At 64.8% G+C, this 26,076-nt stretch carries 27 protein-coding genes; 19 read left to right on the top strand and 8 right to left on the bottom strand.

The window, feature by feature from the left end:
- Positions 1-1,458, bottom strand: a 1,458-nt coding sequence (aceB, locus tag KA184_01665; GenBank protein MBP8128258.1) for a malate synthase A, incomplete at its 3' end; no start/stop codon positions are given.
- A 498-nt stretch (positions 1,459-1,956) separates the two neighbouring features.
- Between aceB and KA184_01660 the strand changes: the two genes are divergently transcribed.
- Complete coding sequence (locus KA184_01660) at positions 1,957-2,433, top strand: hypothetical protein (GenBank protein ID MBP8128257.1); 477 nt, start codon at positions 1,957-1,959, stop codon at positions 2,431-2,433.
- Between the two features lie 93 nt (positions 2,434-2,526).
- Positions 2,527-3,402, top strand: a complete 876-nt coding sequence (locus KA184_01655) for a hypothetical protein (GenBank protein MBP8128256.1) — start codon at positions 2,527-2,529, stop codon at positions 3,400-3,402.
- A 51-nt stretch (positions 3,403-3,453) separates the two neighbouring features.
- On the opposite strand, the gene ychF is transcribed toward KA184_01655, so the two are convergent.
- From ychF to KA184_01640, 3 genes are all read right to left on the bottom strand, one after another.
- A complete protein-coding gene (gene ychF / locus KA184_01650; GenBank protein MBP8128255.1) occupies positions 3,454-4,515 on the bottom strand; it encodes a redox-regulated ATPase YchF in 1,062 nt (353 codons plus the stop codon).
- A 125-nt stretch (positions 4,516-4,640) separates the two neighbouring features.
- Positions 4,641-5,111 (bottom strand): RES family NAD+ phosphorylase, encoded by a 471-nt coding sequence (locus tag KA184_01645; protein ID MBP8128254.1) that lies wholly within the window; start codon positions 5,109-5,111, stop codon positions 4,641-4,643.
- The gene (locus KA184_01640) at positions 5,108-5,593 is read right to left on the bottom strand and encodes a DUF2384 domain-containing protein (GenBank protein MBP8128253.1); all 486 of its coding nucleotides are present in this window, start codon (positions 5,591-5,593) and stop codon (positions 5,108-5,110) included. Before KA184_01640 ends, KA184_01645 begins: the two co-directional genes overlap by 4 nt.
- Positions 5,594-5,914: 321 nt before the next feature.
- Between KA184_01640 and KA184_01635 the strand changes: the two genes are divergently transcribed.
- The 11 genes from KA184_01635 (at position 5,915) to KA184_01585 (ending at position 14,931) form a co-directional block, all read left to right on the top strand.
- A complete protein-coding gene (locus KA184_01635) occupies positions 5,915-6,988 on the top strand; it encodes an aminopeptidase P family protein (protein ID MBP8128252.1) in 1,074 nt (357 codons plus the stop codon).
- Positions 6,985-7,545: an elongation factor P gene (gene efp / locus KA184_01630; protein ID MBP8128251.1), complete on the top strand. Its 561-nt coding sequence runs from the start codon at positions 6,985-6,987 to the stop codon at positions 7,543-7,545. The genes KA184_01635 and efp overlap by 4 nt, the downstream gene beginning before the upstream one ends.
- A gap of 37 nt (positions 7,546-7,582) precedes the next feature.
- Positions 7,583-8,038, top strand: coding sequence for an acetyl-CoA carboxylase biotin carboxyl carrier protein (accB, locus tag KA184_01625; protein ID MBP8128250.1), 456 nt, complete (start codon positions 7,583-7,585; stop codon positions 8,036-8,038).
- Between the two features lie 6 nt (positions 8,039-8,044).
- Entirely contained in the window at positions 8,045-9,388 is a 1,344-nt protein-coding gene (gene accC / locus KA184_01620; GenBank protein ID MBP8128249.1) for an acetyl-CoA carboxylase biotin carboxylase subunit, read from the top strand.
- 14 nt (positions 9,389-9,402) lie between these two features.
- On the top strand, positions 9,403-9,690 hold the full coding sequence (locus KA184_01615) for an Asp23/Gls24 family envelope stress response protein (protein MBP8128248.1): 288 nt from the start codon (positions 9,403-9,405) through the stop codon (positions 9,688-9,690).
- 29 nt (positions 9,691-9,719) lie between these two features.
- Complete coding sequence (locus tag KA184_01610; GenBank protein MBP8128247.1) at positions 9,720-10,622, top strand: hypothetical protein; 903 nt, start codon at positions 9,720-9,722, stop codon at positions 10,620-10,622.
- Positions 10,623-10,650: 28 nt separating this feature from the next.
- Positions 10,651-11,418: an imidazole glycerol phosphate synthase subunit HisF gene (hisF, locus tag KA184_01605; protein ID MBP8128246.1), complete on the top strand. Its 768-nt coding sequence runs from the start codon at positions 10,651-10,653 to the stop codon at positions 11,416-11,418.
- Positions 11,419-11,454: 36 nt separating this feature from the next.
- Positions 11,455-12,195, top strand: a complete 741-nt coding sequence (locus KA184_01600; GenBank protein ID MBP8128245.1) for a DUF1295 domain-containing protein — start codon at positions 11,455-11,457, stop codon at positions 12,193-12,195.
- A 289-nt stretch (positions 12,196-12,484) separates the two neighbouring features.
- A complete protein-coding gene (hisI, locus tag KA184_01595) occupies positions 12,485-12,850 on the top strand; it encodes a phosphoribosyl-AMP cyclohydrolase (protein ID MBP8128244.1) in 366 nt (121 codons plus the stop codon).
- A gap of 6 nt (positions 12,851-12,856) precedes the next feature.
- The gene (gene trpE / locus KA184_01590; GenBank protein ID MBP8128243.1) at positions 12,857-14,341 is read left to right on the top strand and encodes an anthranilate synthase component I; all 1,485 of its coding nucleotides are present in this window, start codon (positions 12,857-12,859) and stop codon (positions 14,339-14,341) included.
- Positions 14,338-14,931: an aminodeoxychorismate/anthranilate synthase component II gene (locus KA184_01585; GenBank protein ID MBP8128242.1), complete on the top strand. Its 594-nt coding sequence runs from the start codon at positions 14,338-14,340 to the stop codon at positions 14,929-14,931. The genes trpE and KA184_01585 overlap by 4 nt, the downstream gene beginning before the upstream one ends.
- Before the next feature lie 16 nt (positions 14,932-14,947).
- Here KA184_01585 and KA184_01580 read toward each other — a convergent pair whose 3' ends face one another.
- Positions 14,948-16,483 (bottom strand): hypothetical protein, encoded by a 1,536-nt coding sequence (locus KA184_01580; protein ID MBP8128241.1) that lies wholly within the window; start codon positions 16,481-16,483, stop codon positions 14,948-14,950.
- A 278-nt stretch (positions 16,484-16,761) separates the two neighbouring features.
- Here KA184_01580 and KA184_01575 point away from each other — a divergent pair, with 278 nt between their 5' ends.
- From KA184_01575 to KA184_01565, 3 genes are all read left to right on the top strand, one after another.
- Positions 16,762-17,382 carry an SRPBCC family protein gene (locus KA184_01575; protein MBP8128240.1) on the top strand — a complete coding sequence of 207 codons (621 nt, stop codon included), beginning with the start codon at positions 16,762-16,764 and terminating at the stop codon, positions 17,380-17,382.
- A 112-nt stretch (positions 17,383-17,494) separates the two neighbouring features.
- Complete coding sequence (locus KA184_01570; GenBank protein MBP8128239.1) at positions 17,495-18,604, top strand: peptidyl-prolyl cis-trans isomerase; 1,110 nt, start codon at positions 17,495-17,497, stop codon at positions 18,602-18,604.
- Between the two features lie 61 nt (positions 18,605-18,665).
- Positions 18,666-19,358, top strand: a complete 693-nt coding sequence (locus tag KA184_01565; GenBank protein ID MBP8128238.1) for a DUF1080 domain-containing protein — start codon at positions 18,666-18,668, stop codon at positions 19,356-19,358.
- 9 nt (positions 19,359-19,367) lie between these two features.
- Here the strand turns inward: KA184_01565 and KA184_01560 are convergent, their stop codons facing one another.
- The 3 genes from KA184_01560 to KA184_01550 form a co-directional block, all read right to left on the bottom strand.
- Entirely contained in the window at positions 19,368-20,126 is a 759-nt protein-coding gene (locus KA184_01560) for a glucose 1-dehydrogenase (protein ID MBP8128237.1), read from the bottom strand.
- Between the two features lie 52 nt (positions 20,127-20,178).
- Positions 20,179-21,783, bottom strand: coding sequence for a hypothetical protein (locus tag KA184_01555; GenBank protein ID MBP8128236.1), 1,605 nt, complete (start codon positions 21,781-21,783; stop codon positions 20,179-20,181).
- Positions 21,784-21,923: 140 nt separating this feature from the next.
- Positions 21,924-23,483: a trypsin-like peptidase domain-containing protein gene (locus tag KA184_01550; GenBank protein MBP8128235.1), complete on the bottom strand. Its 1,560-nt coding sequence runs from the start codon at positions 23,481-23,483 to the stop codon at positions 21,924-21,926.
- A 274-nt stretch (positions 23,484-23,757) separates the two neighbouring features.
- Between KA184_01550 and KA184_01545 the strand changes: the two genes are divergently transcribed.
- From KA184_01545 to KA184_01535, 3 genes are read left to right on the top strand one after another with little or no spacing between them, the layout of a single operon-like run.
- Positions 23,758-25,257, top strand: a complete 1,500-nt coding sequence (locus tag KA184_01545; GenBank protein ID MBP8128234.1) for an ATP-dependent Clp protease proteolytic subunit — start codon at positions 23,758-23,760, stop codon at positions 25,255-25,257.
- Positions 25,257-25,559: a hypothetical protein gene (locus KA184_01540; protein ID MBP8128233.1), complete on the top strand. Its 303-nt coding sequence runs from the start codon at positions 25,257-25,259 to the stop codon at positions 25,557-25,559. Before KA184_01545 ends, KA184_01540 begins: the two co-directional genes overlap by 1 nt.
- Positions 25,556-26,047: a hypothetical protein gene (locus tag KA184_01535; GenBank protein MBP8128232.1), complete on the top strand. Its 492-nt coding sequence runs from the start codon at positions 25,556-25,558 to the stop codon at positions 26,045-26,047. The genes KA184_01540 and KA184_01535 overlap by 4 nt, the downstream gene beginning before the upstream one ends.
- The last annotated feature ends 29 nt before the right edge of the window (positions 26,048-26,076 follow it).

Here is a 26,076-nt window from a genome sequence, read left to right as displayed (position 1 = left end):
TTCTTCTTGCGTGAGCGCGCGGACGAGGTCCAGCGTGACGGCGCGCCCGTCCTCGAGCCTGGCGGCCGGATGGTGCGCCCATTGCCAGACCTGCGTGCGTGAGATTTCCGCCGTGGCGGCGTCTTCCATCAGGTTGTAGAGCGGCGCGCAGCCCGTCCCGCGCAGCCACGACTCGATGTACTGAATGCCGACGCTGATGTTCTGCCGCAGCCCGGCTTCCGTGATGGTGCCGACGGGCGGTTGCACGAGGTCGGCGGGGGTCACAGGGATATCCTCAAGCTGCTTGCCGATCTGATTGGGCTTGTCGCCCAGCACCTTGTCGAATTCGGCCATGGCGATCTGCACCAGCCCGGGATGCGCGACCCAGGTGCCGTCGTGGCCGTCGCGGGCCTCGCGCTCCTTGTCCTTGCGCACCTTTTCCAGCGCCGCCTCGTTCGCGGCCGGGTCGTTCTTGATGGGAATCTGCGCGGCCATGCCGCCCATGGCGTGCGCGCCGCGCTTGTGGCAGACGCGGATGCACGACAAGGTGTAGGCGCGCATGAACGGCACGGTCATGGTCACCTGGCCGCGGTCGGGCATCAGGAACTCGGGCTTCTTGCCCAGCTTCTTGATGTAGCTGAAGATATAGTCCCAGCGTCCGCAATTCAGACCGGCGCTGTGGTCGCGCAGTTCGTACAGAATCTCTTCCATGTGAAACGCGGCAAGAATCGTCTCGATGAGCACGGTGGCCTTGATCGTGCCGCGCGGGATGCCGAGCAGTTCCTGGGCCATCACGAACACGTCATTCCACAGCCGCGCTTCCAGGTAGTGCTCGAGCTTGGGCAGATAGAAATAGCTGCCCTTGCCGTGTTCAAGCCGGTATTGCGCGTTGTGGAAGAAGTACAGCGCGAAATCAAAAAGACTGCCTGACGCCGTCACGCCGTCCACGCGCACGTGCTTCTCCGGCAAGTGCCAGCCGCGCGGGCGGACGAGCAGGGTCGCGACCTTCTCGTTCAGCTTGTATTGCTTGCCCTCCGGACTCTCGAACGCAATGGCGCCGCGCACGGCGTCGCACAGATTGACCTGCCCGTCGAGCGTGCCGGACCACGTGGGCGTGTGGGCGTCTTCGAAATCGGCCATGTACGCCTTCGCGCCCGAGTTCAGCGCGTTAATGACCATCTTGCGGTCCACCGGGCCGGTGATCTCGACCCGGCGGTCTTGCATGTCCGCGGGCACGGGCGACACGCGCCAGTCGTTCTCGCGAACCTGCCGGGTCTCGGCGGGGAAGTCCGGCAGGTGGCCGGCATCAATGGCCGCCTGGCGCTGCTTGCGAGCTTCAAGCAGTTCGAGGCGACGCGGGTTGAACGCGCGCTGTAATGCCCCGAAAAACTCGAGCGCGTCCCGGGTCACGATGGACTTGTGAGCCGGCGCAACCGGCGCGAGAATCTCGATACCTTTCGGTGGGGTCAACGGTGCCATTGTCTCTTCTCCCTTCCAGTGGCCTGTCCTATAGTCCGGCTTGCGGCATTCGCAGAAAAAACACCGCCGCGGACAGCGGGTTAAGAAGGCCATCGTGGCGGTTTTTCCCCCGATTGCGCTCAATCTAGCCCGAAAACAACCTGCCGACGCCCTAATATTCCCCTTTCCCGGGAATCCGGGCAGATTGGAAGGTATGCCGGCCCAATTGCTATACTTGATTCGCCGGCGTCAACGGACGCGCGATGGCGGTCGTTGGTGCAATACCCGCACGGGCTTCCGCCGTAGCATGGGTTATACCGGATAAGGAGAAAGTCGAGCACCATGTTCCACAGAATGGGTTTCTTGATGGTTTTCGTTGTCGCTTGCGCCCTCGCGCTGGGCGCGTGCAGTTCGCCCGAGCCCGCGCAGCCTGCCCCCGCCAAGCCTGCGCCTGCGCCTGCGACGCCCACTCAACCCGGCCCGTCGGCGCAGGGTGCAACCGCTGCCGCTCCGGCTGCTATGAATAGTTGGAATTTCTCGAAATTGGCCGTCGAGCAGTGGCAGTGGATATTCCCCGGCGGCGCCAAGAACAAGACGTTCCAGGGCGCCTGGTATGAGGGGGCTCAGGCGGGCGCAGGACCGCGCTGGGCGGGTGGGTCGCTGGACGCCGCGAAATATGGCAAGTTGCGCGTGCTGATGATGGTCACCAGCCCCAAGGCGGACGGCAAGGGGCGCGATCCGGTGGACCTGGTCGCGGCGCCGATGCTGTATTGGGCGACCCCGAAGGATGTCCAGGCAGGCGACGCATGGATGACGGGCCGTAACCGGGTGCGGGCTGGCCGTCCCGACGAGAAGAATCCGTATCTTTGGGAATTCCAGCTTGCGGGGCATCCGCGATGGAAAGGCCCCATCGGCGGCCTGACGTTCACCGTCCCGACGAAGGAAGGTGCGCAGCAGCTTCGCGTAGTCATCAAGGAAATCACGTTCGTCGAGTAGTGGTCAGGCGAGCATGTTCCCGGCGGCGCGCATCTTCGTGAGGGGATGGCGCGCCGTCGGCCTTCTTCTCCCGCTCGCAGCAAAGGGATTCCCATGGATGCGTATGACCTGATTGTGTTCGGGCATCTCTCCAAGGATGAAAACATCACGCCCGAACAGACCGAGCACGCCACCGGGGGCGCGGTCGTATACGGGTCCATCGCCGCGCGGCGTGCCGGCGCGCGCGTGCTCGCCGTCACGAAATTGAACGAGGCGGACCAAGCCGCGCTCGGCGTGTTTGCCCGCCATGACGTGCCCGTGGTCGCGCGGCCCAGCGTCAGCACGACGTCCATCCGCAACACCTACCACGCGGCGGACCGGGAACGGCGCACTTGCGAGGCGATCAGCCAGGCCGACCCGTTTGCGGCGGATGACGTGCCGGAGGGCGCGACCGCGCGTTGCTGGTATCTGGGCGGATTGATGCGCGGCGAGTTTCCCGAGGCGTTTGTCCGTGACATTGCCGCACGCGGACTGGTCGCGGCGGACATGCAAGGCTTCCTGCGCGTGAACGAGGGCGGCACAATGACGTTCCGCGACTGGGGTCAGAAGCGGGAGCTGATCCCGATCATTCATTATCTCAAGGTGGACGCGGTCGAGGCGGAAACGCTGACCGGCCTCGCCGACCGGGACCGCGCGGCGCGCACGCTATGCGCGTGGGGCGCGCGGGAAGTCGTGCTCACGCATAACACCGAAGTGCTGGTCTGCGCGGAGGGGCACCTCCATCGCGCGCCCTTCACCCCGCGCAACCTCTCGGGCCGGACGGGCCGCGGCGACACCTGCTTTGCGTCGTACTGCTTCTGGCGGATCCGCCACAGCGCGGCGGAAGCGTGCCGTTTTGCCGCCGCGCTCACCTCGCTCAAGATGGAGACGCCGGGACCCTTTGCCGGCGGCGAACAGGACGTTGCGCGCGTGCTGCGGGACCGGTACTGATCGCGGAGTTCGAGACGGCGCGGTGCGGATGCGCGCCGGCGCCGACGGCGCTCACACATTGAAGCGGAACAGGACCACGTCGCCGTCCTGCATCACATATTCCTTGCCTTCGAGGCGCATCTTCCCGTGTTCTTTGGCCTTGTGCAGGGATCCTTCGCAATCCATGAGGTCGGCGTAGGCGACGACTTCGGCGCGGATGAAACCGCGCTGGATGTCGGAATGAATGACGCCCGCGGCGTCGACGGCTTTTGTGCCCTTGTGGATCGTCCACGCGTGGACCTCGGGCTCGCCCGCGGTGAGGAAACTGATGAGGCCGAGCATGTCGTATGCGGCGTGGATGAAGCGCGTGCGCGATTCTTCGCCCAGGCCGAGGTCTTCGCGGAAGGCAGCGCGCTCCTCCTCGGGCAGTTCGCTGATTTCCATTTCCATCTCGCCGCAGAGTTCGACGAGCGTGAAGTTGTTCGCGGCGGCATGGGCGCGCAAGGCGGCGGGGTCATCCTGGCCGATCCGCGCCTCGCCGTAATTGCCGACGATCATGAGCGGCTTGATCGACAGAAACGTGTAGCCCTGAAGCGCCTTCAATTCCGCGGGCGCGAATTCGAGCGCGCGCAGCGGCGCGCCGCCCTCGATGTGCTGCGCGCACCGCCGCATCAACTCGTATTCCTTGTCGTGGCGGCCTTCCTTCGCGAGCCGTTCGAGCTTGCGCTCGATGATGATCAGGTCGCTGAGCTGGAGTTCCTCCTCGAGACCCTTGCAGTCGCGGACCGGGTCGACGGACCCGCGCGGGTGCATCACCGCGTCATTCTCGAAGGCGCGCACCACGTGGACGAGTGCGTCGGCGTTCTTCAGCAGCGTCAGCGCGTTGCTATCGAGCGCTTTCTGTTCGCCGCCGGCCTCGTTCGGCGCGATATCGACGAATTCGATTTCCGCGTGGACGGTCTTGCGCGGCTTGAATACCTCCGCGAGCCGTTCCACCCGGTGGTCGGGCACCTTGATCACCGCGACGTTCGCGTCGCGGTTTCCGAACGCGCCGACGGCGGCGTGGCTGCCCGTGAGGGCGTTTACGATGGTCGTCTTGCCCGACCGCGCGTATCCGATAATGCCGATCTTCATGGCCTGCCTCGATTTGCTGTGGTCAGAGAACGAAGAGGGGATTCCCCCGCGCGCTCCTTGGTGTCTTGCAAGGTTCCACTATCCTACCAACGCCATGTCGGGTTCAACAAGCGCCCGCGCGGCGGTCAGGGTGCCCTGCGCAGCCTCGGGTCGACGTGGAAGGGTACGGGGGCACCGGCCCGGACGCGGCGGAAGTCCGGATGACGCGGATTCAGCAGGTAGTTGTGCTCCTCCGGCACGAGCACCGACGGCACGCGCAACACGGCGGACTCCAGGCGCTGCGCCCATACGCTGCCGAGCGCGCGCGTCGCGTCCGGCGCGGGGCTCGCCCGCCACAGCCTCGGCAGGCGCGCCGTGTCGAGCGCGCGGACGAGCGATTCGTCGAAATCCGCCGGAATGCACACGTACGCGGGCAGGTCGCGCAGCGCGCCCACGTGCGCCAGCAATTCGAGCAGAGCGAGCGCGCGGCTGCCCGCCGTATACACGACTGCGACGCCGGGCCGGTTCCAGCGTCCCCCGTAGAGCCGCGCGCCCTCGCCCGAGAACGCCGTATCCGCGAGATGCGCCTGTACGATTCGCCACGCGCGGACCGTCACGAGAAGACCCCGTGCTCGATGCGGCCCAGCAAGTCCTCGACCTCGCGGGCGCCCGGCTCCGTATCCGCGTAGGACAGCGGCGCGGCGCCGCCCAGCGCGGCGCACGGCGCGTTCAGCCACGCGCGGGCGTTCTCGATGCCGCCAAGCACCACGACCGCGCGGTCCAGCAGCAACCCCACGCGCAGCACCCGCTCCGACTCGTCCGCCTTCAGGCGGCCTGCGTTGTCCCGTCTGCGGCGCTGCAGCGTCCGTTCCGCAATGTTCGTGAGCCGCCCCAGCGTCTCGAGCGTTACCCCGAGGTTTTGCCCGAGCCGCTCAACGGCCGCAACCGGGATGCCCCGCTTCACGACGACAACTGCGTCCGCCCGGCCCGACAGCCGCAGCCCAAGACTCTTGCCGCCCGCGGACCGCGCGGGCTTCACGGCCGTATTCCTGACGATGCGCGCGCGTCTTGCCTTGCCCGCCCGCCGCTTCTTCATCACACACGCCCTTTCTTCGCTCAAGTACCGCCAAATTGCACCTATTATACTGCCATTTGGCGAAAAAGACAATGCCTTGGAGCGCGCAAGCCTGCTTGCGCTTTGATGGCGGGCAGCGTGCTGCCGCCCGCCGGCAGCAGGGCAGCAAGCCGCCCGGGAAGGAAAGGGACAGCAAGCCGACGCAGTCCAAAGGGGCGGTCAAGACTCTGGGGAGTGTCAGATACGCGGGGCTTGTGTCGGGGCGTCGTGGCACGTATGATCGCGGTTTCGGGATGGTTGTGAACGGCGGCCAGGAGCGGCCATGGCGTTTGTGAGGTCCGTTGGATGAGAGACCGGTGCGAAGCGGTTCGGAAACGGCTTGCGGAGGAGCATTACGAGGCGTTTTTCAGCCTGTCGCCCCCAGCGAACCAGTATCTGACCGGGTTCATGGGCACGACCTCGGCGGTGATTATCACGGCGCGGGAAGCGCTGTTCCTTTGTGATTTCCGGTACGTGGAGCAGGCGGGCGCGCAAGTACGGGATTATGAGGTGCATGAGGTGGCGGGCACGCTGGAAACCCGCGTGGGGGAACGGCTTAAGGCGCTCGGGGTCGCCAGCGCGGCGTTTGACGGCACGGTGCTTTCGGTCTGGCAGGCGGACATGGTCGGCAAGGCGTTTGACGGCGCGTTATGCTCGGAGCCGGGTCTGTTGTCGCGGTTGCGGCGGGTCAAGAGCCCGGAGGAGGTGACTCTCATCCGCGCGGCGGCGGAGCTGACGGACGAGGTGGTTCTGGAAGTGGCGGATGCTCTTCAGGAAGGGGTCACGGAGCGGGAATTGGCGGCGCGCATCGAGTTTGCGTTCAAGGAACGGGGCGCGCAGGGGCCGTCGTTCGACACGATCGCGCTGTTTGGCGCGCGCAGTTCGCTGCCGCATGGAATGCCGTGCGAAAAGCGTCTGGAGAAGGGGGATATCGTGCTGATCGACTGCGGGTGCCGATGCGTGGGCTACTGCTCGGATTTGACACGCACCTATGCATACGGTACGATGCCGGATGCGTGGTTTGAGGAGATATACAGCGTCACGCTGACCGCGCAAGAGGCGGCGCTGGCAGCACTTCGTCCGGGCGTGCCCTGCCGTGAGGCGGATGCCATTGCCCGGAATCTTATTGGTGAGGCGGGGTATGGGGCGCACTTCGGGCACGGCCTCGGGCATGGCGTGGGCATCGAGGTGCACGAGTCCCCGCGCCTGAACGCGGAGTCCGATGTGACGCTGGAAGAAGGGATGGTCATCACGGTGGAGCCGGGCATCTATCTGCCGGGCCGGGGCGGGGTTCGCATCGAGGACCTGGTGGTCATCACGGGCGAGGGCTGTGATATTCTAAGCCGAACGCCGAAGCGGCTAGAGGTGTTGAACGGATGATATCGACGGCGGATTTCAGGAACGGGTTGACCATTGAACTGGACGGCGATCTGCTGGAAATAGTTGAATTCCAGCACGTCAAGCCGGGCAAGGGGGGTGCGTTCGTGCGGACGCGGTTCCGGAACGTGCGCACGGGCCGGGTCATCGAGAAGACGTTCCGCTCGGGCGAGAAATTCGAAGAGGCGGAAATCGAGAAACAAACCTGGCATTACTTGTACAATGACGGCGACTTGTTCCATTTCATGAACAGCGAGAGTTTCGAGCAGATGGAGGTGAACGCGGGGACGGTGGGAGACGTCAGCCGCTGGTTGAAGGAAAACACCGACGTAACGTTGAGTTTTCACAATGGGCGCGTGCTCCATGTGGAGCCGCCCACATTCATTGAACTGGTCATCGTCCGAACGGACCCGGGCGTCCAGGGCGATCGTGCCGCAGGCGGCACGAAACCGGCCACGCTCGAGACGGGCGCGGTCATTCAGGTTCCGCTGTTCCTTAATGAAGGCGCAGTGGTGCGTGTGGACACCCGGACGGGCGCGTATATTGAGCGCGTCGCCTGAACGGCGGCGCCGCAGCCCCCGTAAGGAGGGACCTCGGGTGGATTTTGACGAACTGGAAAAGCTCATCCGCGTATTCGACGCGGCGAACTTGACGGAGCTTGAGGTGGAGGAGGACGGGCGCCGCATCCGGCTCGCGCGCGGCAGCGTTGCGCCGGTGGTTCATGCCGCGCCCCATGAGGGCGTGGCGCCCGCGGACAAGGCGGCCCGGCCCGGCCCGGTTCTTCCTGAGGAGGTGCTGGCCGAAGAGGGCCTCGTTACGATTGATTCGCCGATGGTGGGCACGTTCTATAATGCGCCCGCGCCAGGCGAACCGCCCTTCGCGCTGCCCGGCGACACGGTCGAGCCGGACCAAGTCGTGTGTATTGTCGAGGCCATGAAAATCCTGAATGAAGTCACCGCGAAATTCCCTGCCATTATCGAGAAAATCCTGGTCGAAAACGGTGATCCCGTCGAATACGGACAACCCTTGTTTGCCGTGCGGCCGTTAGCCTGACACCCGATGCTTACGCGCGTACTCATAGCCAATCGCGGCGAAATCGCCGTCCGCATCATCCGCGCCTGCCGCGAGATGGGTATTACCTCGATCGCGGTGTACAGCGAGGCGGACCGCGACAGCCTGCACACGCATCTGGCGAACGAGTCCGTGTGCATTGGTCCCGCTTCCGCGGCGGACAGCTATCTCAACATCCCCAGTATCATCTCGGCGGCGGAAGTGACGGACGCGCACGCCATCCATCCCGGTTACGGGTTCCTGTCCGAAAGCGCCAAGTTCGCGAGCATCTGCCGTGAGTGCAATATCCGGTTCATTGGCCCGAGCGCGAAAGCCATCACGCTCAGCGGCGACAAGTCCGCCTGCCGCCAGGTGGTATGTGCGGCGGGCACGCCGATCCTGCCGGGCAGCGACGGTACGGTGGATGACCCGAAGCGGGCGTTTGAGATTGCGAAGGAGGTGGGGTATCCGCTCTTGGTGAAGGCGGCGGCGGGCGGCGGGGGCAAGGGGATGCGCCTGGCGCGCAACGACACGGACCTGAAGAAAGCGCTGGACCTGGCCGCGACCGAGGCGCAGGCGGCGTTCGGCAATGGCGGCGTCTATCTTGAGAAGTACATCGAGGGGGCGCGCCACGTCGAGTTCCAGGTGCTGGCCGACGAGTATGGCAAGATTATCCAGCTGGGCGAGCGGGAATGCACCATCCAGCGGCGGCATCAGAAGCTTATCGAGGAAACGCCGTGCAGCGTGCTTACGACTGAACTGCGGGCGGAGATGGGCGCTGCGGCGCTGCGCGCTGCGCGGGCGGTCGACTACACGAACGCGGGCACGGTCGAGTTCCTGCTCAGCCCGGACGGCACGTTCTATTTCATCGAGCTGAATGCGCGCATCCAGGTGGAGCACCCGGTTACGGAAGCAGTGACGGGCATCGACCTGGTGCGCGAACAGATCCGCATTGCCCGGGGCGAACCGCTCGGTCATGACGGGGTCAGGCCGCGGGGCGCGGCCATCGAGGCGCGCGTGTATGCGGAAAACCCAGACATGAACTTCATCCCGAGCCCGGGCAAGATCAGACAATGCCGGCTGCCCGGCGGCCCGGGCATCCGGGTGGATACGCACATCTTCGCGGGGTATGAGGTTCCGCGCTACTATGACGCGCTGCTGGCGAAGGTCATAGCCCACGGGGGCGATCGGAACGAGGCCATTGCGCGGCTGAGCGGCGCGCTTGGCGAATTCGAGACGGAAGGCATCGACACTACGGCCCGGTTCTGCGCGCGGCTCATCCGCAGCGAGCGGTTCCGGCGCGGCGACCTGGGGCCCGACCTCGTGGGCGAACACCTGAACGGAATCCGGTAGGACGGCGGCAAGCGATGCGTATACTGTTGAAACGTATTCGGACCCGGTTGACGAAGCTGGACGGCGTGGCCCGGCTCGGCGGCGCACGGCGCTGGTGGCTGCTCGGGCGGCGCGTTCCCGGCGTGCGTGTCCGGCCGGCCCGGGAAGGCCGGCTGCATTTTGACGTGCGGCTCATCACGGAACCGGGCGCGAACGTGCTGGCGCTGGCGGGGCGCGTGCAAGACGTGGTGGTGGAAACTGTCGGGGACCGGCCCGAAAGCGTGGTGGAGACCGTCGACGTATGCATCCAACCCAAGGGATGACGTCGCGGCGAACCTGAAGGAGAACGGCCATGAGAACGCTGCAATGGTCGGTGGCCCGGCTGCTGCTGCTGCTCATCGTGGTGGGCGGGGCGCTTATCCTCGCCTACAACTTCGGCGTGCAGCAAGTGCGCGATACGTTCAACAGCCTTTGGGCGGCCGTGCCGGACGCGCCGGAAGAGAAGCGGCTGTTCGGCCTGATCATCGGCGGCGCCATTACGATACTCGGCCTGATCGGACTGGCCCCGGCGCCCCGCGTGGGGCCGCGCCGCTCTATCACGTTTTTCAGCGGGCGTGGCAACGTCACGATTCAACTGGATTCGACGTACTACAAGATCACCAGGATGCTGAACCGCATGCCAGAGGTGGATAGATGCACGATCGACATCGTGCCGTCCGCCGACGGGCAACACATGGTCATCAAGGCGGATGCGCGGCTGAACAAGCTGCCGCGTCAGCGCGCGCGCGCCATTGCGCAGCGGGTGAGCGAATATATCGCGGACGCGGCCATGAACTTTCTGGGGATGGAGGAGGTCGTGTCCGTGGACCTGAACGTGCAGGATTTCACGATTGACATCGAGGAAGGCTGCAAGTCGCTCATGGAGGATGCGTCGCAGAAAAGCGTCGAGGCGCTGGGGCCCGTGTTTGCCGAGACGCCCGATGTGCGCATACCGGCGGTGGAAGCGGAAGCGCCCGCGTTCGAGCCAGACCTGCCCGAGGCCGTGCCGATTGCGGAAGAGGCAGCCGAAGCGGAACCGCCGGCGGGGGTGGAGACATTGCCGCCACTGCGCCCGTTCGAGCCGGAATGCGCCAGCGCCCCCGAGGAATTCGCGGAAATGACTTTTGACGCGGGCGAGTTGCCGCCGTTGCGCGACAGCGCCGCCGAACCTGAAAAAGAAGAGAAAGACAGCGGCAAGGGGCCTTGGCCGTGTTGAGGCCCGGCCGCGCCTGACAGAAAGACCCATGCTGACCAAACGCATCATCCCGTGCCTGGACGTGGCCGATGGCCGCGTCGTGAAGGGCGTGAACTTTCTCGGGCTGCGCGACGCGGGCGACCCGGTCGAAATCGCCCGGCGCTACGACGAGGAACAGGCCGACGAACTGGTGTTTCTCGATATCCGCGCCTCCACCGACAACCGGGAAACCATGCTCGATGTGGTGCGACGCACCGCCGAGCAGGCATTCATGCCGTTGTGCGTCGGCGGCGGCATCCGCACTGTCGAAGACATCCGCCGGTTGCTGAATGCGGGCGCGGACAAAGTCTCGGTTAACACGCCCGCCATAGAGAACCCCGATTTCATCACCCAGGCCGCGTCCCGTTTCGGGGCACAGTGTATTGTGGTCGCCATCGACGCGAAAAGGACGGAAAACGGCGCCTACATCGTGAAAAGCCATGGCGGCCGCGACGGCGGCCGGCCCACGCCTCTCGAACCGGTCGCGTGGGCAGTCGAGGCCGAAAAACGCGGCGCAGGCGAAATCCTGCTGACCTGCATGGACGCGGACGGCACCAAGGCTGGCTACGACATTCCCCTGACGCGCGCGGTGGCCGAGGCGGTCAGCATTCCCGTCATCGCCAGCGGCGGCGCGGGCAATCTGGAACACCTGCGCGAGGCGCTCGTCGAGGGCAAGGCCGATGCCGCGCTCGCCGCCTCGATCTTCCACTACGGTGAATACAGCGTGCGCCAAGCGAAGGAATATCTCGCAATACACGGGGTGCCCGTGCGGCTGTAAGAGCGGCGAAAGCCCGCCGGACAGAGAGTTCAGGCCATGACCCTTCGCGATGAAATGGAGTATCTTGGCGGATGGCTTTTCCGGTATCGGAGTTATCTGCCGTTGGCGGTCGTTGCCCTGTTTCTGCCGGCCATGCAGGGTTTCCACTATCCTTTCGGCAGCCACATGCTGGACGAGTTCTGGGATTTCACGTGCCTTACCGTATCGTTTCTCGGCCTTGGCATCCGCGCGCATGTGGTGGGGCATAAGCCCGCTGGCACGTCGGGCCGCAACACGAAAGACCAGGTCGCCGCGGCTCTGAATACCACAGGCCTGTACTCCGTCGTGCGCCATCCGCTCTACCTCGGCAATTTCCTCATGTGGCTGGGCGTGGCCCTGTTCCCCCGGGTCTGGTGGTTCAGCCTGTTGATTACCTTGGCCTTCTCACTCTATTACGAGCGGATCATGCTGGCCGAAGAGGCGCATCTGCGCGCGCGATTTGGCGTTCAGTTTGAGGAGTGGGCGCGCCGCACGCCCGCCGTGATTCCTTCTTTCCGCCTGTGGCGGGCCCCCGACTTGCCCTTTTCCTTCCGGACGCTGCTGCGCCGGGAGCAGTCCACATTCCTGGCCATCATTGTTGTTTTCGGCGCGCTCGAAATCTCGGGCGACTTTCTCGTCTCAGGCCGGTTTCAAGTGGACCCCATCTGGGGCGTGATTCTGGCCGCCAGCGCGATTGTTTATCTGGTGGTGCGCGTGCTCAAGAAATGGACGCGCCTGTTGCACGTAAAGGGGCGCTGACCGGACCACGGCTCATCAGCGGCGCAGGGATCTTGGTGTGCATATTGGTGTGGACTATCGGGGTTCGGACCCCGTATACTAGGGGCAAGTGATATGCGGCGCGGATGGTTGCGCCGCATGGAGGAACGGTGATGCCGATAGCCAGTTTGCAGGCTTGTCGATGGCGTCACCCCCATTCTGCCTGATCGACGGCGCGCACCGCGCCGAATGATTCCTTTCTTTGAATCCAGGTACCATCCCCCCGTGAAGTCTGTGTTGTGGGGCGCAATCGGAAAAAGGAGTGTATTGCGTGAAATTGGATGATCTGCTTAAATTCGATGACAAAGGCCTTATCTGCGCCGTGATCCAGCATTTTGAATCCGGCCAAGTGCTCATGGTCGGCTATATGAACCGGGAATCGCTCGGCATCACGCTGCGCGAGCGCAAGGCCTGTTTCTGGTCGCGTTCGCGGCAGAAATTGTGGCTCAAGGGCGAGACTTCCGGCCACGTGTTGCAGGTAAAGGAAATCCGGATCGATTGCGACGGCGACGCGCTCCTCGTGAAGTGCGACCCCATCGGTCCGACGTGCCACACGAACGAAACGAGCTGTTTCTACCGGCGCGTGGAAAACGACGGGACGCTCACCCTCGACGGGGACGGCGTCGCCGGGGAGTAATACGTCATGATTCGTCCGGACCTGGAGACGTTCAAACAATTGGCGCGCCCGGGCGCGCTTGTGCCCATTTATCAGGAGATTCTCGGCGACCTCGAGACGCCGGTCACGGCGTATCTCAAAGCGTCGCGGGGACAGCAGTATTCCTTCCTGCTTGAAAGCGTCGAGAAGGCGGACCAGATCGGCCAGTATTCGTTTCTGGGTGCGAACCCGACGGTCCTTTTCCGGAGCCGCGGCCGCGACGTGTCGATTATCCGGCGCGGCGTCGAGGAGCGGTTCGCATCGGATAATCCGCTGCGCGAACTTGAGAAGCTCATGTCGGGTTACAGTCCGGTGGCCATGGACGGCCTGCCGCCGTTTCACGGCGGGGCGGTGGGCTACATGAGCTACGACCAGGTGCGGTTTTTCGAGAAGCTGCCGGACAAGAACCCGGATGCGCTGGGCCTGCCGGACCTTTATTTCATGATTACGGACACGCTCCTCGTGTTCAACCACGTGAAGAACAAGATTCAGATCGTGTCGAACGTACATGTGGACGGCGACGCGGAGGCGGCCTACAACGAGGGCGTGCGCAAGATTCACGAACTCGAGGCGCGGCTGCGCGGACCGCTCACCGTGACCACCGAGCGCGTGCATTCCGGTGAAGGCGCGGCGATTGCGTCCAACTTTTCGCGCGAGGCTTTCTGCGACGCGGTGCGTGCGGCAAAGGAATACATCTGCGCGGGCGATATTTTCCAGGTCGTGCTTTCGCAGCGGTTCGCGCGCCCGGTGAGCGCGAGCCCCGCCAATCTCTATCGCGCGCTGCGGTGCATCAACCCGTCGCCGTACATGCTGCTCCTGCAATTTCCCGAGGCGGCTCTGGTTGGGTCCAGCCCCGAGGTCATGACCCAGGTGAAAGGCGAGACCTGCATGGTGCGGCCCATCGCGGGGACGCGCCCGCGCGGCGCCACGCCCGTTGAAGACGCCGTGCTCGAAAAAGACCTCATGGCTGACGAAAAGGAGCGCGCCGAGCACATCATGCTGGTCGACCTCGGGCGGAACGACGTGGGCCGCGTAAGCGAACCGGGCACCGTGGCGCCGGTCGCGAGCCGGTTCATGGCCGTCGAGCGGTATTCGCACGTGATGCACATCGTCAGCGAGGTGGCGGGCCGCATGAAAGGCGGCTGCACGGCCTTCGACGCGCTCGAAGCCACGTTCCCGATGGGCACCGTGAGCGGCGCGCCGAAAATCCGGGCCATGGAGATTATTGACGAACTCGAGAACGTGCGCCGCGGCCCCTATTCGGGCGGCGCGGGCTATATCAGTTTCGGCGGGGACATGGATACGTGCATCCTCATCCGGACGATGGTCGTCAAGGACGGCGTGGCGCATTTGCAGGCCGGCGCGGGCATCGTCTACGACAGCGACCCGGACCGCGAATACGAGGAGACGGTCAACAAGGCGAAAGCGCTGTTTCGGGCCGTCGAATTCGCAGAGAAAGGGCTCGAATCATGATCGTGCTCATCGACAACTACGATTCGTTTACCTACAACCTCGTTCAGTACTTCGGCGAAATAGAAAAAGACATCCGCGTATTTCGCAACGACAAGATCGACGTGGCGGGCGTGCGCGCGCTGAATCCGGACCACATTGTCATTTCGCCCGGCCCCTGCACGCCGAACGAGGCCGGGGTGTCCGTCCCGGTCATCAGGGAATTGGGCGCGGAATTCCCGGTGCTCGGCGTGTGCCTCGGCCACCAGAGCATCGGCGCGGCGTACGGCGGCGACGTCGTGCGCGCGGGCCGCATCATGCACGGCAAGGTCAGCTCCATACGGCATAACGGCAACGTGTTCTTCAAGGGCGTGCCCTCGCCGTTCATTGCCACGCGCTACCATTCGCTCATCATCAAGCGCGAGACCTGTCCGGCCTGCCTCGAAATTACCGCCGAGACCGAGGACCAAGGCGAGATCATGGCCGTGGCGCACAGGGAGCATCCCGTCTGGGGCGTTCAGTTTCACCCGGAAAGCATTCTGACCGAAAACGGCAAGCAGATGATCCGGAATTTCCTGAGCATGCGGAAGCCGGATGCGCCGGCGCGCACGTAAAGGCCGCGCGACGGGTTCATTCAGGCGGCGGGAGAGACAGCATGCGGCTGGCGAGCGCGTGAAGGACAAGGCCCTTGTCGCAGTACAGCTGGCGCAACGAGGGACCGCCGCCGCGCGGGAAACAGTGCCGCAGAGCCACGGCGAACGCATCGAAGCGCGTGCCGTCCGGCAGTACGGCGCCGTCCTTCAAGGTTTCCACCGCGACTCCCTGCTGTCGGGCCACTTCGCGGAACGCGCGGTTCACGTAGACGCCGTCTACGAATCCCGCGTACTGAAGAATGGTGAGGGCGTTCCAGGCCACGGCGAACACAATGGCCAGCGACAGGCTGAGCCGCCGCCCCGGAAACCGGTTCAACAATGCGGCGAAACCCGCGGCGAAAACCGGCGTGCAATTGACCATGCGCCGCATGCCGAAGCTCCAGCCGGTCTCATACAGGCACGCGTTCACGTAAACCTGAACCAGCAGCGCCGCGCCCATCGCCGCGAATGCGGCGCGGCGTCCTTTGGGCGCGAACAAGAGGCCGGCCATCGCGACGCCGCAGAACGGCGTCCACGTCAGGAGCCCGTACGCCCGGGAGAAGAAGAAAGCAGGCACATCCGGGCTGGTCCAGTGCATGAAGCCGCGGCCCTGCGGCAATATGAGCGGCGTTCCGAAGACGAGTAACCACCCGATCATCTGCGGTGCGAAACCCGCGGCCGCGCCCGCCGCCAGCCAGAGGGTCTGCCGCGCGCCTTTCGTGCCGCGCCGCGCCCAGAGGTCCAGCGCGGGCAGCACGGCGAAAGCGCCATCCTGCCAGCGCACGAGCGCGGCGATTCCGAGCGTCAGGCCGATGCAGGCCCATGCCCAGGCGCCGTCGCGCTCGCGCAGGCGCGCCCAGGCAAGCAGGAAGAGCGACACGGCAAACAGGGAGCAGGCATGCCCGCTGGCGGTGAGCGGGAACGTGTAGTAGAGCGCGGGCGAAGCGCCCCATGCGCCCAGCGCCGCGACAGCGCTCACGATTTGCCCGAACCACGTGCGGAGCGCCGCGTACATGAGCAATAACCCCGCGAGCCCGTAGCAGGTGAGCGCAAGGAAGACGGCCATGTGATACGGCTGCGAGAAACCGTCCCGCGCGCCGCCCAGGTCGCGCGCCAGCACATGAGCCGCCCCCAGAAACGGCGCCCAGAGAAGCCCGGGGCCCATGGCGAAGTAGTTGGGCAGCCGCCCGGTGCGCGTGCGCGGGGCGTCCGGGTTTGCCCATGTGATGGCGGCCAGAGGCCGGCCCCTGTTCAAGGCCCGGTACTCGTTTTCGAAATCGAGGTCGCCATCGAAGCACAGCGAGTGCACCCACGAATAGTAGCCGACCGGGTCGTTGCCGTGGACGGTCTGGAAGAGGGGCCGGTAGGCCTCGAGGCCGGCGAACGCCCAGAAGAAAGCGATTCCGGCGAGCAGCAGCAGTCCCGCGCCGGCCTCGAACCGGCGCGCGGCGCGCGGCTCTCGCGCGCGGGTCTCCGCGCAAGCGTCTTCCTGCGCGCCGCGCTTCATTTCCGGGCTGTCAAGGGGGTTCGGCATTCGTGACGGCTTCTCCGGGGCTGGGATGCGTCAGCGCGGGGCGCCCCCGGGACAGACTGGTCACAGGGAACGCGCGTGACTCCCTCCGTTTCACAATATACCTGTTTCCATCGCTGTCGCGATACGCCGGGGCCGGCCTGCTTGAAGCCCATCCGCGCTTTCGGCCCGAACATGCGCGCGCCGCGCGCTCGTGAGGCCAATACGGCGTATGGCCGCAATTGCGCGGGTTGAACACCGTCCGGCAATTGATGCAATGTAAGTCCCTGGAAACACAACGCATGATTCGACTCTTGCCCATGGTGCTTCTTGTATCGTCCGCCGTATTTGCGGGACCGGCGGAAGACTTGGACGGTTGTCTCACGCCGGAAAACCTGGAGCGGCTCGAGCGGGGCGAACTGGTCGTCTATAAGAAAGGCGGTAAGGACGACGACGGGGTTTCACGCGCATTCGGGCGCGTGGTCGCGATCATTAACCGGTCGAAAGAGGATATCTGGCAACTGCTCGTTCATGACGAAGAGCACGTCAATTTTCAGCCGCACTTGGTTTCCGTCGAGCGTTACACGCCCGGCGAAGGCGATGTAGGCCTCAAACAGACCGTTCGCGTCGCCTTCAAGACCTTCGTGTACCACATCATTGAGGACCACGACGAGGCGGCGGGCGTCATTGCGTGGCGGCTCGACAAATCCAAAGAGAACAGTATCGCCGACACCGTGGGGAGCTGGGTAGTCCGCCCGCATGGCGAGGGGCGCTGCATTGTGATGTACACCATCTCCGTGGATAGCGGCATGGCCTTCCCCAAATTCATTGAGAACATCCTTTTCAACCGGGACTTGCCCGATATCGTCAAGTCGATGAAGGAATACCTGGAGGCCCGCAAGGACGACGCAGCCCGGAAATAGGCTTATGGGTCGCATGTGGGCCGCGCGGAGCCAGTTCGCCTCGGGGCGGAGGGCGTGGTACCATGGCTTCGCAAGAAGGCCCGATGGGCGGTGCAGAGGAGGTTCGGAAGAGATGCGGGTGTTTGCGCGGCGTTTTGCGCGGTGTGTGGCTCTTGCGGGATGCGGCGCCGCGCTGATGTTTTCGCCGGGATGCGGCTGGATCGCGGACAAGGACCGGATCGTCGTGGCGGAATTGGATGGCCAGCCGGTCACGCGGGGAGACCTCTTCCGCATCATTCGCGAGATGCCGGACGACGAGCGGCCGCAGATCCGGAACCGGGGCGACTTGCTGCGCGTGCTCAACAATTACATCGACGAGGAGATCAAGGGTCCGCTCGCGGCGGGATTGGACAAGCAGCTCGATGAGGCCGCGCGCGAACTGCTGCGCTCGCAGGCGCGCGAGGAGGTGTTCCGCCGTTACGAGGACTACAACTATCGCGAAATCTACGCGATGGAAGTGCCGCCGGACGACCAGGCCACGCCCGCGATGCAGACGTATAACATCACGTCGCGCGGGCTGCAGAATATGAAAGACCTCATTGACAACAACACGGAAGAAGTGTACCGGAAGCTGCTGGGCAACCTCGCGCTCGGCATGCGCGGCCGTGCGGCCTACGAGGCGGGCGAAATCGTAGTCGGGCAGGAAGCCATCGACCGCGAGTATGAACTGCACAAGACCGAGTATCTCACGTTCGAGTGGATGCGTTTCCGGGCCATGCGTTTCCCGGCCACGCCTCAGGGGATCAGCGCCAGCGCGGAAGTGCGGCGCCGCATCGACCAGGGGACGCCTTTTGAAACGCTTTTCCAGGAATTCGCGGCGCGGGGACAGCAATACGTGGTCGAGAGCGAAATCGAGAACAACCCCGCGCTCGAAAAATTCCGCGGGTTCTGGGAGAACGCGTCCGGCGCGGCGCCGGGCGCCGTGGTGGGGCCGGTCTATCTGCCTTCGTATACGCAGCAGCGGATCGTGGGCGACCAGGTGGCAAGCGCCGAAATGCCGGACGCGTATCTCGTGCTGGAAGTGCTCGATTCCCGACCGGCGCGGCCCATGACGCTCGAGGAAGCGAAGCCGGCGCTGCTGGTGCCGCTGTATACCGCCGCGATGATGGAGAGACTCCGGGAAGAGCACGGCGTCCGGGTCTACGAAGACAAGCTGCCGGAGGTGAGCGGAGTCAACGAGTGAACCGGCGTCTTGCCGCGGCGGTAAGTGGAGCGGCCGGACGGAACACAGAATGGGGAGGCCTATGCGCACGGTTGTGGGTGTCTTGCTGGCTGTCGCCGCGGCCGCGGTGCTGGTGTTCCTGACGCTGTCCTGGAAGGCGGGGCCCGCGCCGCAGGGAGAGCCCACGCCCCGTCCTTTTGGCGAGGGCTGGATCGACCTGCTGGACGCGGCCCATGCGCCGCAGTGGAAGAACCTCACGGACGGCCGCGATATCTTCGAGATCCGCGACGGCGTCCTGCACATTCCGGGCATCTGGGGCACGACGCTGCGCTACGCCGGATACACGGGCGAACGCTTTTCCGATTTCGAACTGCACATCGAGTTCAAGGTCTCGTGGCGCGCGAACAGCGGCGTGTTCCTGCGCGTGCATCCGGAGGACCCGGTGCACCGCGGTTTCGAGGTGCAGGTGCTCGACGACCACACGCAGGCGCCGAACAAGAACGGCAGCGGCTCGGTCTACGATGTAGTAACGCCGATGTTCAACATGGCGCGGCCGCGCGGCGAATGGAATTCCTACGACATCACCGTCAAGGGACGCCAGGTGACCGTCACCATGAACGGCTGGAGAGTCGTTGACACGGATTTCGCGCAGATGACCATGCCGATCGGGAAATTCGACACGCCCTTCGCGGAGTTGCCGCTCGAGGGGCTGATAGCGCTGCAGGACCACGGCGGCGAGGTCTGGTACCGCAACATCCTCGTGCGCAGACTGTAGCCGGGGCCGTCAGGCCGCCGTGCCGCCGTCGCAGGTAATGACGGCGCCGGTGGTGTAGCTGGCGGCGCCGGAGGCCAGGTAGACAACCGCGCCGGCGATTTCCTCGGGCTGCGCGTGACGGCCCATCGGCGCGCGCTGCAGGTAATGATCGTGGATTTCCGGCGTGTCGATGAGCACCTTCGAGAAGTACGTCTCGGTCAGGCCGGGGCAGACGCAGTTGCAGCGGACGTTCGAGCCGCCCAATTCCCGCGCGAGCGCCTTGGTCAGCATGATCACGGCCGCCTTTGTCATGGAATAGACACCCATCATCGGCGACGGGCTGAGCCCCTCGATCGACGCAATGTTGATGATCGAGCCGCCGCCCTGCTCGACCATCATCCGCGCGGCGCGCTGCGCCACGAGAAAGTAGCCTTTGCAGTTGACCTCGAAGGTCTTGTCGTAGGCGGCTTCCGTGGCCGTGATAAGGGGGCCGAAGTAGGGGTTCGTGGCCGCATTGTTGACGAGCACGTCGAGCCGGCCGCACTCGGCCTTGACCCGCGCGAAGAGCGCGTCGACCTGGTCCTGCTTGCCCACGTGGCAGGCGATGGCGAGCGCCCGGCCGCCTTCGGCCCGGATCGCTTCCGCCACGGCGTCGACGCCTTCCTGCTTGCGCGAACAGAGCACGAGGAAGGCGCCCTGCCGGGCCAGCGCCTTCGCGATTGCCTCGCCGATGCCGCGGCTTGCGCCCGTCACCAGCGCCGTCTTGCCTGTAAGACCAAACATCGCCATGCTCGTTTCTCCTTGCTGCCGCCCCGGGATATGCCGCGCGCATTCCGGCCAATCACGAGAACGGGTGCGCCTGATACATGCGGTTCAAGAGTTCCTTTGCGACACTGTACCAGGCAAACGCGACGTCCGGCCCCGGCGAATTCTCTTCGCCGTACTGGTCCTTGCCGTTGTAGACGAACGGCGCTTCGGCGTCCCACTGGCTCTTCGGGATGATGTACCCGATCTCATCGTTCGCGAGGCCGACGACCAGGTTCTGGCGTGCAGCCATGAGCGAACGCAGCGACGGGCTCTCGAGCGGCTTGACCTCGAAGTCGCGTCCGGGCAGCGCCTCGACGCCGCCCTGGACAATCTCGGAGTAGAGTTCGCCGGGCACGGTGAGCACGAGCACGTCGCCGATGCGGACCAGATTGGCCTCGGTCTTGGCGCGGCCGCCCGCGTAGTAGCCGCGATGGATGAGGCCGAGCATGATTCCCCACTTGAAGTGGCCGCTCATGGGCGCGAGGAACGTCTTTGCCGCGACCGCGACCAGCGGGCTCTCGTTCTTCCAGACCTGCGCGGGGTCGCGCAGGGCTTTGCAGATTTCGATGGCGACATTTTGCCCGAGCGCCTCGGTCTTCTCGAAGCCGTCTTCCTTGAACTTGCGGACGCCGTCGCGGTGCGGCACCTCGATGTGCAGCTGGGTCATCAGCCCGCCAATCATGCCTTGCATATAAACGCAGGTGCCGCCGAGCCCCTCGACGCCGTTCGGCTCGGGGACGCCGTTTTCGACGCCCTCGCGCAGATAGTGACAGAAATCGGAGGACACGATGCAGTTCCGCCCGCCGAGCGTTTCCGGGTGGTTGCCCCAGTTGACGAACGTGGCGATGGTCTCTTCCGTTCCGGGCTTGGTAAAACGCCAGAGATAGGCGTTCGTGTCGATGACATGCGGCTTGCGCGTGTCCTCGATGAACCCTTGCTCGGGCAGGGCCAGCGTGGCGCAATACATGTCGCACGGCTGCAGGCCGCGGACCGCCTCTTCGACGGCTGCGGCGGCCTGCCGCTTCAGGTTGTCGATGTAGCGGTGGTCAAAGCCGAAGAGGGGGATGTCCAGCCCCTTGACGCGCTTCCAGAAGCTCCAGATTTTCATCGTGTCCGGCACTTCATGGCAATGCGTCGAGGAAACGACGATATGGTCGATGTTGAGGCCCGGGTCCACGAGTTCGCGTATGTCGATCACGTCGTTGTGGAAGAGGCCGATCGCGTCCACCGATACGAGCACGACAGTGACGCCGTTGTTGCGGAGAGCGAGTGCGCGCGCCCACTGCGGGTCGTTGACCGCCTTGGCCGGTCGGTTCGTGCCGAATCCGGCGATCCAGATGCCGTCGAACCTGCCGTTGCCGTTGCGGTCCGTGTACGTGTCGGCATCCGGGTCGTACTTGCCGTTCTCGTTTACGTCGACCCACGGGTCGTAATTATCCATGTTTACGGTGATTTCCCGTTTCGCGACCCCCACGTCGAGACGGCCCGGCTGCGGCCCGGTTCCCGGCGCCGGTTCGAGGAAATCCAGCGTATAGCCGTGGTGCGGTCCCCGGGTACGGGCGAAGAGACAACCACCGCACAGCAACACAATCAGGAGCAAAGCAGTCAGGATCTTATGACGGCGCAGGAACGCAAACACGGCATGGTTCTCCTCGGGCCCGGTCGGAATTGGGCGGTCGTATGACTACAGACTACGCTCCCCGCCGCCTTAGTTTCACCTGCCGGGCCCGGCGCGCTTTTTCTCGTGGCTCCTCAGGCCGCTTACGCCGGCACCGCGGCCTATTCCATCATGCGGCCCAACGCGACAAAAGGCCGCGCCGAAGCCATGAACAAACCGCGCGCGCGAGGCGAAGCGGTTACGAGCGCGGCAAGCCGGGGCGCATTCCGGTAATAGGCGGCGACAAGGCTGCGGCCTATCCCGGTCGGGGCAAGGGCCTTGTCCCGGAACGCGCGCAGGGCCGCGAGCGCCTCGGGATTCCCGCGGAATGCAGCCTTGGCGGGGCACCAGCCATGACGGTCCGGGCCTTCGGCGCACTCGCGTCCGGCGAGCAGATAACACTGAATCTCCGGGAAGAAGTGGCGGAAAGACGAGAAATTGTCCCTGTTCTGGGGCGGGTTGTAACAGTCATGCGCGGGGCCGTTGCTGAGCATGCCAAAGACGCGATAATTCAGCGTCGAGAACATCAGCGGCGACCCGGACGAGCCTTGCTCGGTTATCCCCTCATCCCAGTGCACTTCCGTCTGGCTCTCGCCAAGGAATGTCGAGACATTCACTTCCGTTACGGTGCCGAAACAGGACTTCATTGGCGCGCCCATCGGATGATGACATCCCGCGACCGGGTCGTTGAACGCAGGCTCCCGTGTGTCCCAGCCGAGCCACGCGCGGCCGCGGGCCCCGACCGGCACGGACTGAACGGAGAAAAAGGCACCGTCGTAAACGTCGTCACGCGCCAGCACCTCCTGACCGGTGCTGCGCGGCGCGGTGTCCGGATCCTGCACGCCGCTGCCGTCGCAGGCCGCGGCCCGGTAGTCCCAGACCACTTCGATACCGGCTGCATTCACGCTGCCCGATGGGAAACAGTGGTTCGCGGTCAGGACCAAGCCTTCGTTCTCCGCCGTGTCGGGGTTGTGCAGCAGCGCGCCGCTGCATTGCGCCTGCTTGTACCCCTTGTACGGGATGTACAGCATGCCGATCCCCGTCGAGATTTCCTGGAAAACGGTGTCGCTGACGCAGTCCGCCTCGACAGGGCACGGGTAGAGCACGCCCTTGGCCGCGTCCACGAAGAAGTGGGAGAGCCCCAGCACGGTCAGGGGCGGCGGCGTGTCGTACGGCGTGCGGACGGCCAATACCGCCGTGTCCCCGAAGATGGTGTTCAGCCAGCGGCCGCCCCCGGCGGCGTCCGCCGCCGTGAACGGACCGAAGGCGCGCGCGGCGCCCGGCGCCACGACCCAGAGTTCGTCGCCGTCCTGCAGTTGGCTGATATCGGCGAGCAAACGCACCGCCACGGCGTCCAGCGAGGTAATGGTCACGGTGAAGACGCGCGCGCCGTTGTCGTCGATGGCTTCGTCAAAAAGCGCCGCTTCGTCGAGGTCCAGCGCGAAACCATCCGCCACGCAAAGCGGCGGTCCGTCCGCGTTGCTGGCTTTCAGGGCATCGTTCTGGCCCGCGAAAGTGTCGAACACGTAGCGCGGGCCGGGCTGCGCGAGCCAGGTCTGCACCACGGCGCTCGAAACGGCGTCAATTTCCGCCTTGACGGGCGGCACGTACACGTAGTCCGCGAATTCAGCCGCGGCGCTCGCGCCGGCCAGGACCGCCAGCAGCATCAGGCATGTTCTCATTGTCTTGCTCCTTATACCTGCCTCACCGTGAGGGACGGGGCCCAAGTGTACCACAGCCCGCCGTTTTCACTCGCGCGTGGGGAAAGAGGACAGGGTGCCACCACGGCCCCGCGCCGCGGCATCCCCAGCCGCTGCTGCAGGGCGAAACGGTACAAGACGCGGGAGCGGACAATTGACCACCCCTCGCACGCCGTGTAGAATACAACGCTGGTCACGATTGTAGTATTCGCAATGGCGGGGCATACCAGTCAGCCCTGTCCTACTGAGTGAGACCATGCAGCGTGTTTTTCTGATACTGGGCGCCCTTTCGCTCCTGGGGCAGGCGGGTCTTGACAACACGGGCGCTCTGCCGCCCGAGGCGCCGCCCGAGGCCGGGGAATTCGTCGTTCTCTGCCCTATCGAAGACGAGATTGACGATGGCGTGGCCGTGGTGGTCGAGCGCGCGGTGCGCGAGGCGTCGGACGCGAACGCGATCATCTTCTTGATGAATACGCCGGGCGGACGCGTCGACTCGGCCATCGATATTACGGAACACATCATGAAAGCGCGCTGCAAGACGGTGGTGTTTGTGCGCAGCATGGGCGCGATTTCCGCGGGCGCGCTGATCAGTTTCGCGTGCGACGAGATTGTCATGGCTCCCGCGACGAATATCGGGGCGGCGCTGCCGTTTGCGCCGGGCATGGAGCCGAATGAGGACCTCGACGAGAAGTCGCGCTCGTTTGTGCGCGCGAAATTCCGGGCGCTGGCCGAGGCCAAGGGGCATAACCCGCTGCTGGGCGAGGCCATGGTGGACCCGGACGTGGTGCTTTATGGCTACCGCGGCGCGGACGGGCGCTATGTGGTGGAAAAGGACACGCGGCCGGACGCCGGCGAGGACGGGGCGGACGCAGGCCCGCCGCCGGGCCTGCCGCCGGAGGCAAGACTCATCTCGCCACAGGGCAAACTGCTGACGCTAACGGCGGAAGAGGCGCTCGAATACGGGCTGATCGAGGCCAAAGCGCGCGATGAGGAGGACGTGCTCCGGCATTTCGGATGGGCCGAACTGCGGCGCGTGCCGATTTCGCCGACGTGGGCGGAGGCGTTGTTCGGGTTCCTCACGAGCCCCATGATTTCGGGCTTGCTGCTCATGTGCGGGATAGGCGGACTCTACTTCGAGGTGAAAACGCCCGGGTTCGGCCTGCCGGGCATTATCGGGCTCAGCTGCCTGGCTCTGTTCTTCGGGTCGCAATTCGTGATTGGACTGGCGGACTGGCTCGACGTGCTGCTGGTGCTTGCCGGCGTCATCCTGATTGGCATCGAGATATTCGTGCTGCCCGGGTTTGGCGCGGCGGGCGTCGCAGGCATTGCGTGCCTGTTTGCCGGGCTGTATCTGTCGCTGACGCGCGTGCCTGTGCCCGAGTACAGTTGGGATTTTATCCGGTTGAGCGATGCCGTGACGACGCTGGCGACTACGGCCATTGCGTTGACCGTGATCATTCTGCTCTCCTGGTACTATCTGCCCCGCACGCGGGTGTTGAATTGGCTTGTCCTGGAGCAGGTGGAAGCGGCGCATTCCGGGTATACGGTGCAGGCGCCGCAGGAGACGGTCGGACTCACGGGAATGCGCGGCGTTGCCGTCTCGATGCTGCGCCCGGCCGGGCGCGCCCGGTTCGGCGACAAGACGCTGGACGTGATGACCCGGGGCGAATTCATAGACAAGGGCAGGCCCGTCGCGATCATCATGGCGGAAGGAAACCGGATTGTGGTTACGGAGGAGCAGGAGAACACAGGCTGATGGACACGAGACAGACGTTGCTGAACATGCTGCGGCAGTTGTTGAAAGAGATGGAAATCGTCACGTCGCAAGGAGCGGGTTATTACACCTGTTCGCCTTTCGCGAGCCGGTACAACAAGCTCTTGGGCCAGGCGCGCAGCCTGTTCCCGGCGGGCGACGGCATTATCGGCACCTTTGCTCAGCAGGATGAGAACGACCCGAAGGACCCGAGCATGAAGAGCAAGTTCCTGCTCGGCCTGCGCATCGAGATCGGGCAGTTGATCTCGTTGCTCGAATCTCTTCGCGAGGGGGGCGCGTCATGACCGCCCTGTGGATGGCGCTGTTGTATTTCTCGGGGCTCGTTCTGATTCTCGCGGAGGCGATTCTGCCCGGCGGCATCTGCGGTGCGGCCGGGTTCGTGTTCGTATGTCTGAGCGCGGGCGTCGGGATATACCATTACGACGGCCAATATATCGCAATTATCGTGGTGCTCGAGGCGATCGGCGCGTTCGCGACGGTGGCGCTTTCGATGCTGCTCTTGACGAAGACCCGCGCCGCGCGGTTTCTGACGCTTGAAACGCAGCAGCGAATCGAGGACGGCTATACGAACATGCCTGACGACCTGACGCTTCTGGGCGCGTCCGGGACGGTGCTTACGGCGCTGCGCCCGGCGGGCACGATCGAAGTGGATGGGCGCCGCCTCGACGCGGTCGCTCAGGGCGCGTTTATCGAGAAAGGCGGCACGGTGCGTGTCGTCGAGGTGCACGGCAACCGCATCGTGGTCGAGCGTTGGGACGAGCCGCGCGCGTAGACGCGGTTTTCGCGACGGGAACAGCGGCG

This window comes from Candidatus Hydrogenedentota bacterium, from assembly GCA_018005585.1.
GTDB lineage: Bacteria > Hydrogenedentota > Hydrogenedentia > Hydrogenedentales > JAGMZX01 > JAGMZX01.
This window is presented reverse-complemented; position numbering and strand designations above follow the sequence as displayed.

Excerpts from the sequence above, each read along its gene's own strand:
- KA184_01660 (MBP8128257.1), top strand. The coding sequence starts at position 1,957 with ATGAATAGTTGGAATTTCTCGAAATTGGCCGTCGAGCAGTGGCAGTGG.
- KA184_01655 (MBP8128256.1), top strand. The coding sequence starts at position 2,527 with ATGGATGCGTATGACCTGATTGTGTTCGGGCATCTCTCCAAGGATGAA.
- ychF (MBP8128255.1), bottom strand. The coding sequence starts at position 4,515 with ATGAAGATCGGCATTATCGGATACGCGCGGTCGGGCAAGACGACCATC.
- KA184_01635 (MBP8128252.1), top strand. The coding sequence starts at position 5,915 with ATGAGAGACCGGTGCGAAGCGGTTCGGAAACGGCTTGCGGAGGAGCAT.
- efp (MBP8128251.1), top strand. The coding sequence starts at position 6,985 with ATGATATCGACGGCGGATTTCAGGAACGGGTTGACCATTGAACTGGAC.
- accC (MBP8128249.1), top strand. The coding sequence starts at position 8,045 with ATGCTTACGCGCGTACTCATAGCCAATCGCGGCGAAATCGCCGTCCGC.
- KA184_01615 (MBP8128248.1), top strand. The coding sequence starts at position 9,403 with ATGCGTATACTGTTGAAACGTATTCGGACCCGGTTGACGAAGCTGGAC.
- KA184_01610 (MBP8128247.1), top strand. The coding sequence starts at position 9,720 with ATGAGAACGCTGCAATGGTCGGTGGCCCGGCTGCTGCTGCTGCTCATC.
- hisF (MBP8128246.1), top strand. The coding sequence starts at position 10,651 with ATGCTGACCAAACGCATCATCCCGTGCCTGGACGTGGCCGATGGCCGC.
- KA184_01600 (MBP8128245.1), top strand. The coding sequence starts at position 11,455 with ATGACCCTTCGCGATGAAATGGAGTATCTTGGCGGATGGCTTTTCCGG.
- trpE (MBP8128243.1), top strand. The coding sequence starts at position 12,857 with ATGATTCGTCCGGACCTGGAGACGTTCAAACAATTGGCGCGCCCGGGC.
- KA184_01585 (MBP8128242.1), top strand. The coding sequence starts at position 14,338 with ATGATCGTGCTCATCGACAACTACGATTCGTTTACCTACAACCTCGTT.
- KA184_01580 (MBP8128241.1), bottom strand. The coding sequence starts at position 16,483 with ATGCCGAACCCCCTTGACAGCCCGGAAATGAAGCGCGGCGCGCAGGAA.
- KA184_01575 (MBP8128240.1), top strand. The coding sequence starts at position 16,762 with ATGATTCGACTCTTGCCCATGGTGCTTCTTGTATCGTCCGCCGTATTT.
- KA184_01570 (MBP8128239.1), top strand. The coding sequence starts at position 17,495 with ATGCGGGTGTTTGCGCGGCGTTTTGCGCGGTGTGTGGCTCTTGCGGGA.
- KA184_01565 (MBP8128238.1), top strand. The coding sequence starts at position 18,666 with ATGCGCACGGTTGTGGGTGTCTTGCTGGCTGTCGCCGCGGCCGCGGTG.
- KA184_01560 (MBP8128237.1), bottom strand. The coding sequence starts at position 20,126 with ATGGCGATGTTTGGTCTTACAGGCAAGACGGCGCTGGTGACGGGCGCA.
- KA184_01550 (MBP8128235.1), bottom strand. The coding sequence starts at position 23,483 with ATGAGAACATGCCTGATGCTGCTGGCGGTCCTGGCCGGCGCGAGCGCC.
- KA184_01545 (MBP8128234.1), top strand. The coding sequence starts at position 23,758 with ATGCAGCGTGTTTTTCTGATACTGGGCGCCCTTTCGCTCCTGGGGCAG.
- KA184_01540 (MBP8128233.1), top strand. The coding sequence starts at position 25,257 with ATGGACACGAGACAGACGTTGCTGAACATGCTGCGGCAGTTGTTGAAA.
- KA184_01535 (MBP8128232.1), top strand. The coding sequence starts at position 25,556 with ATGACCGCCCTGTGGATGGCGCTGTTGTATTTCTCGGGGCTCGTTCTG.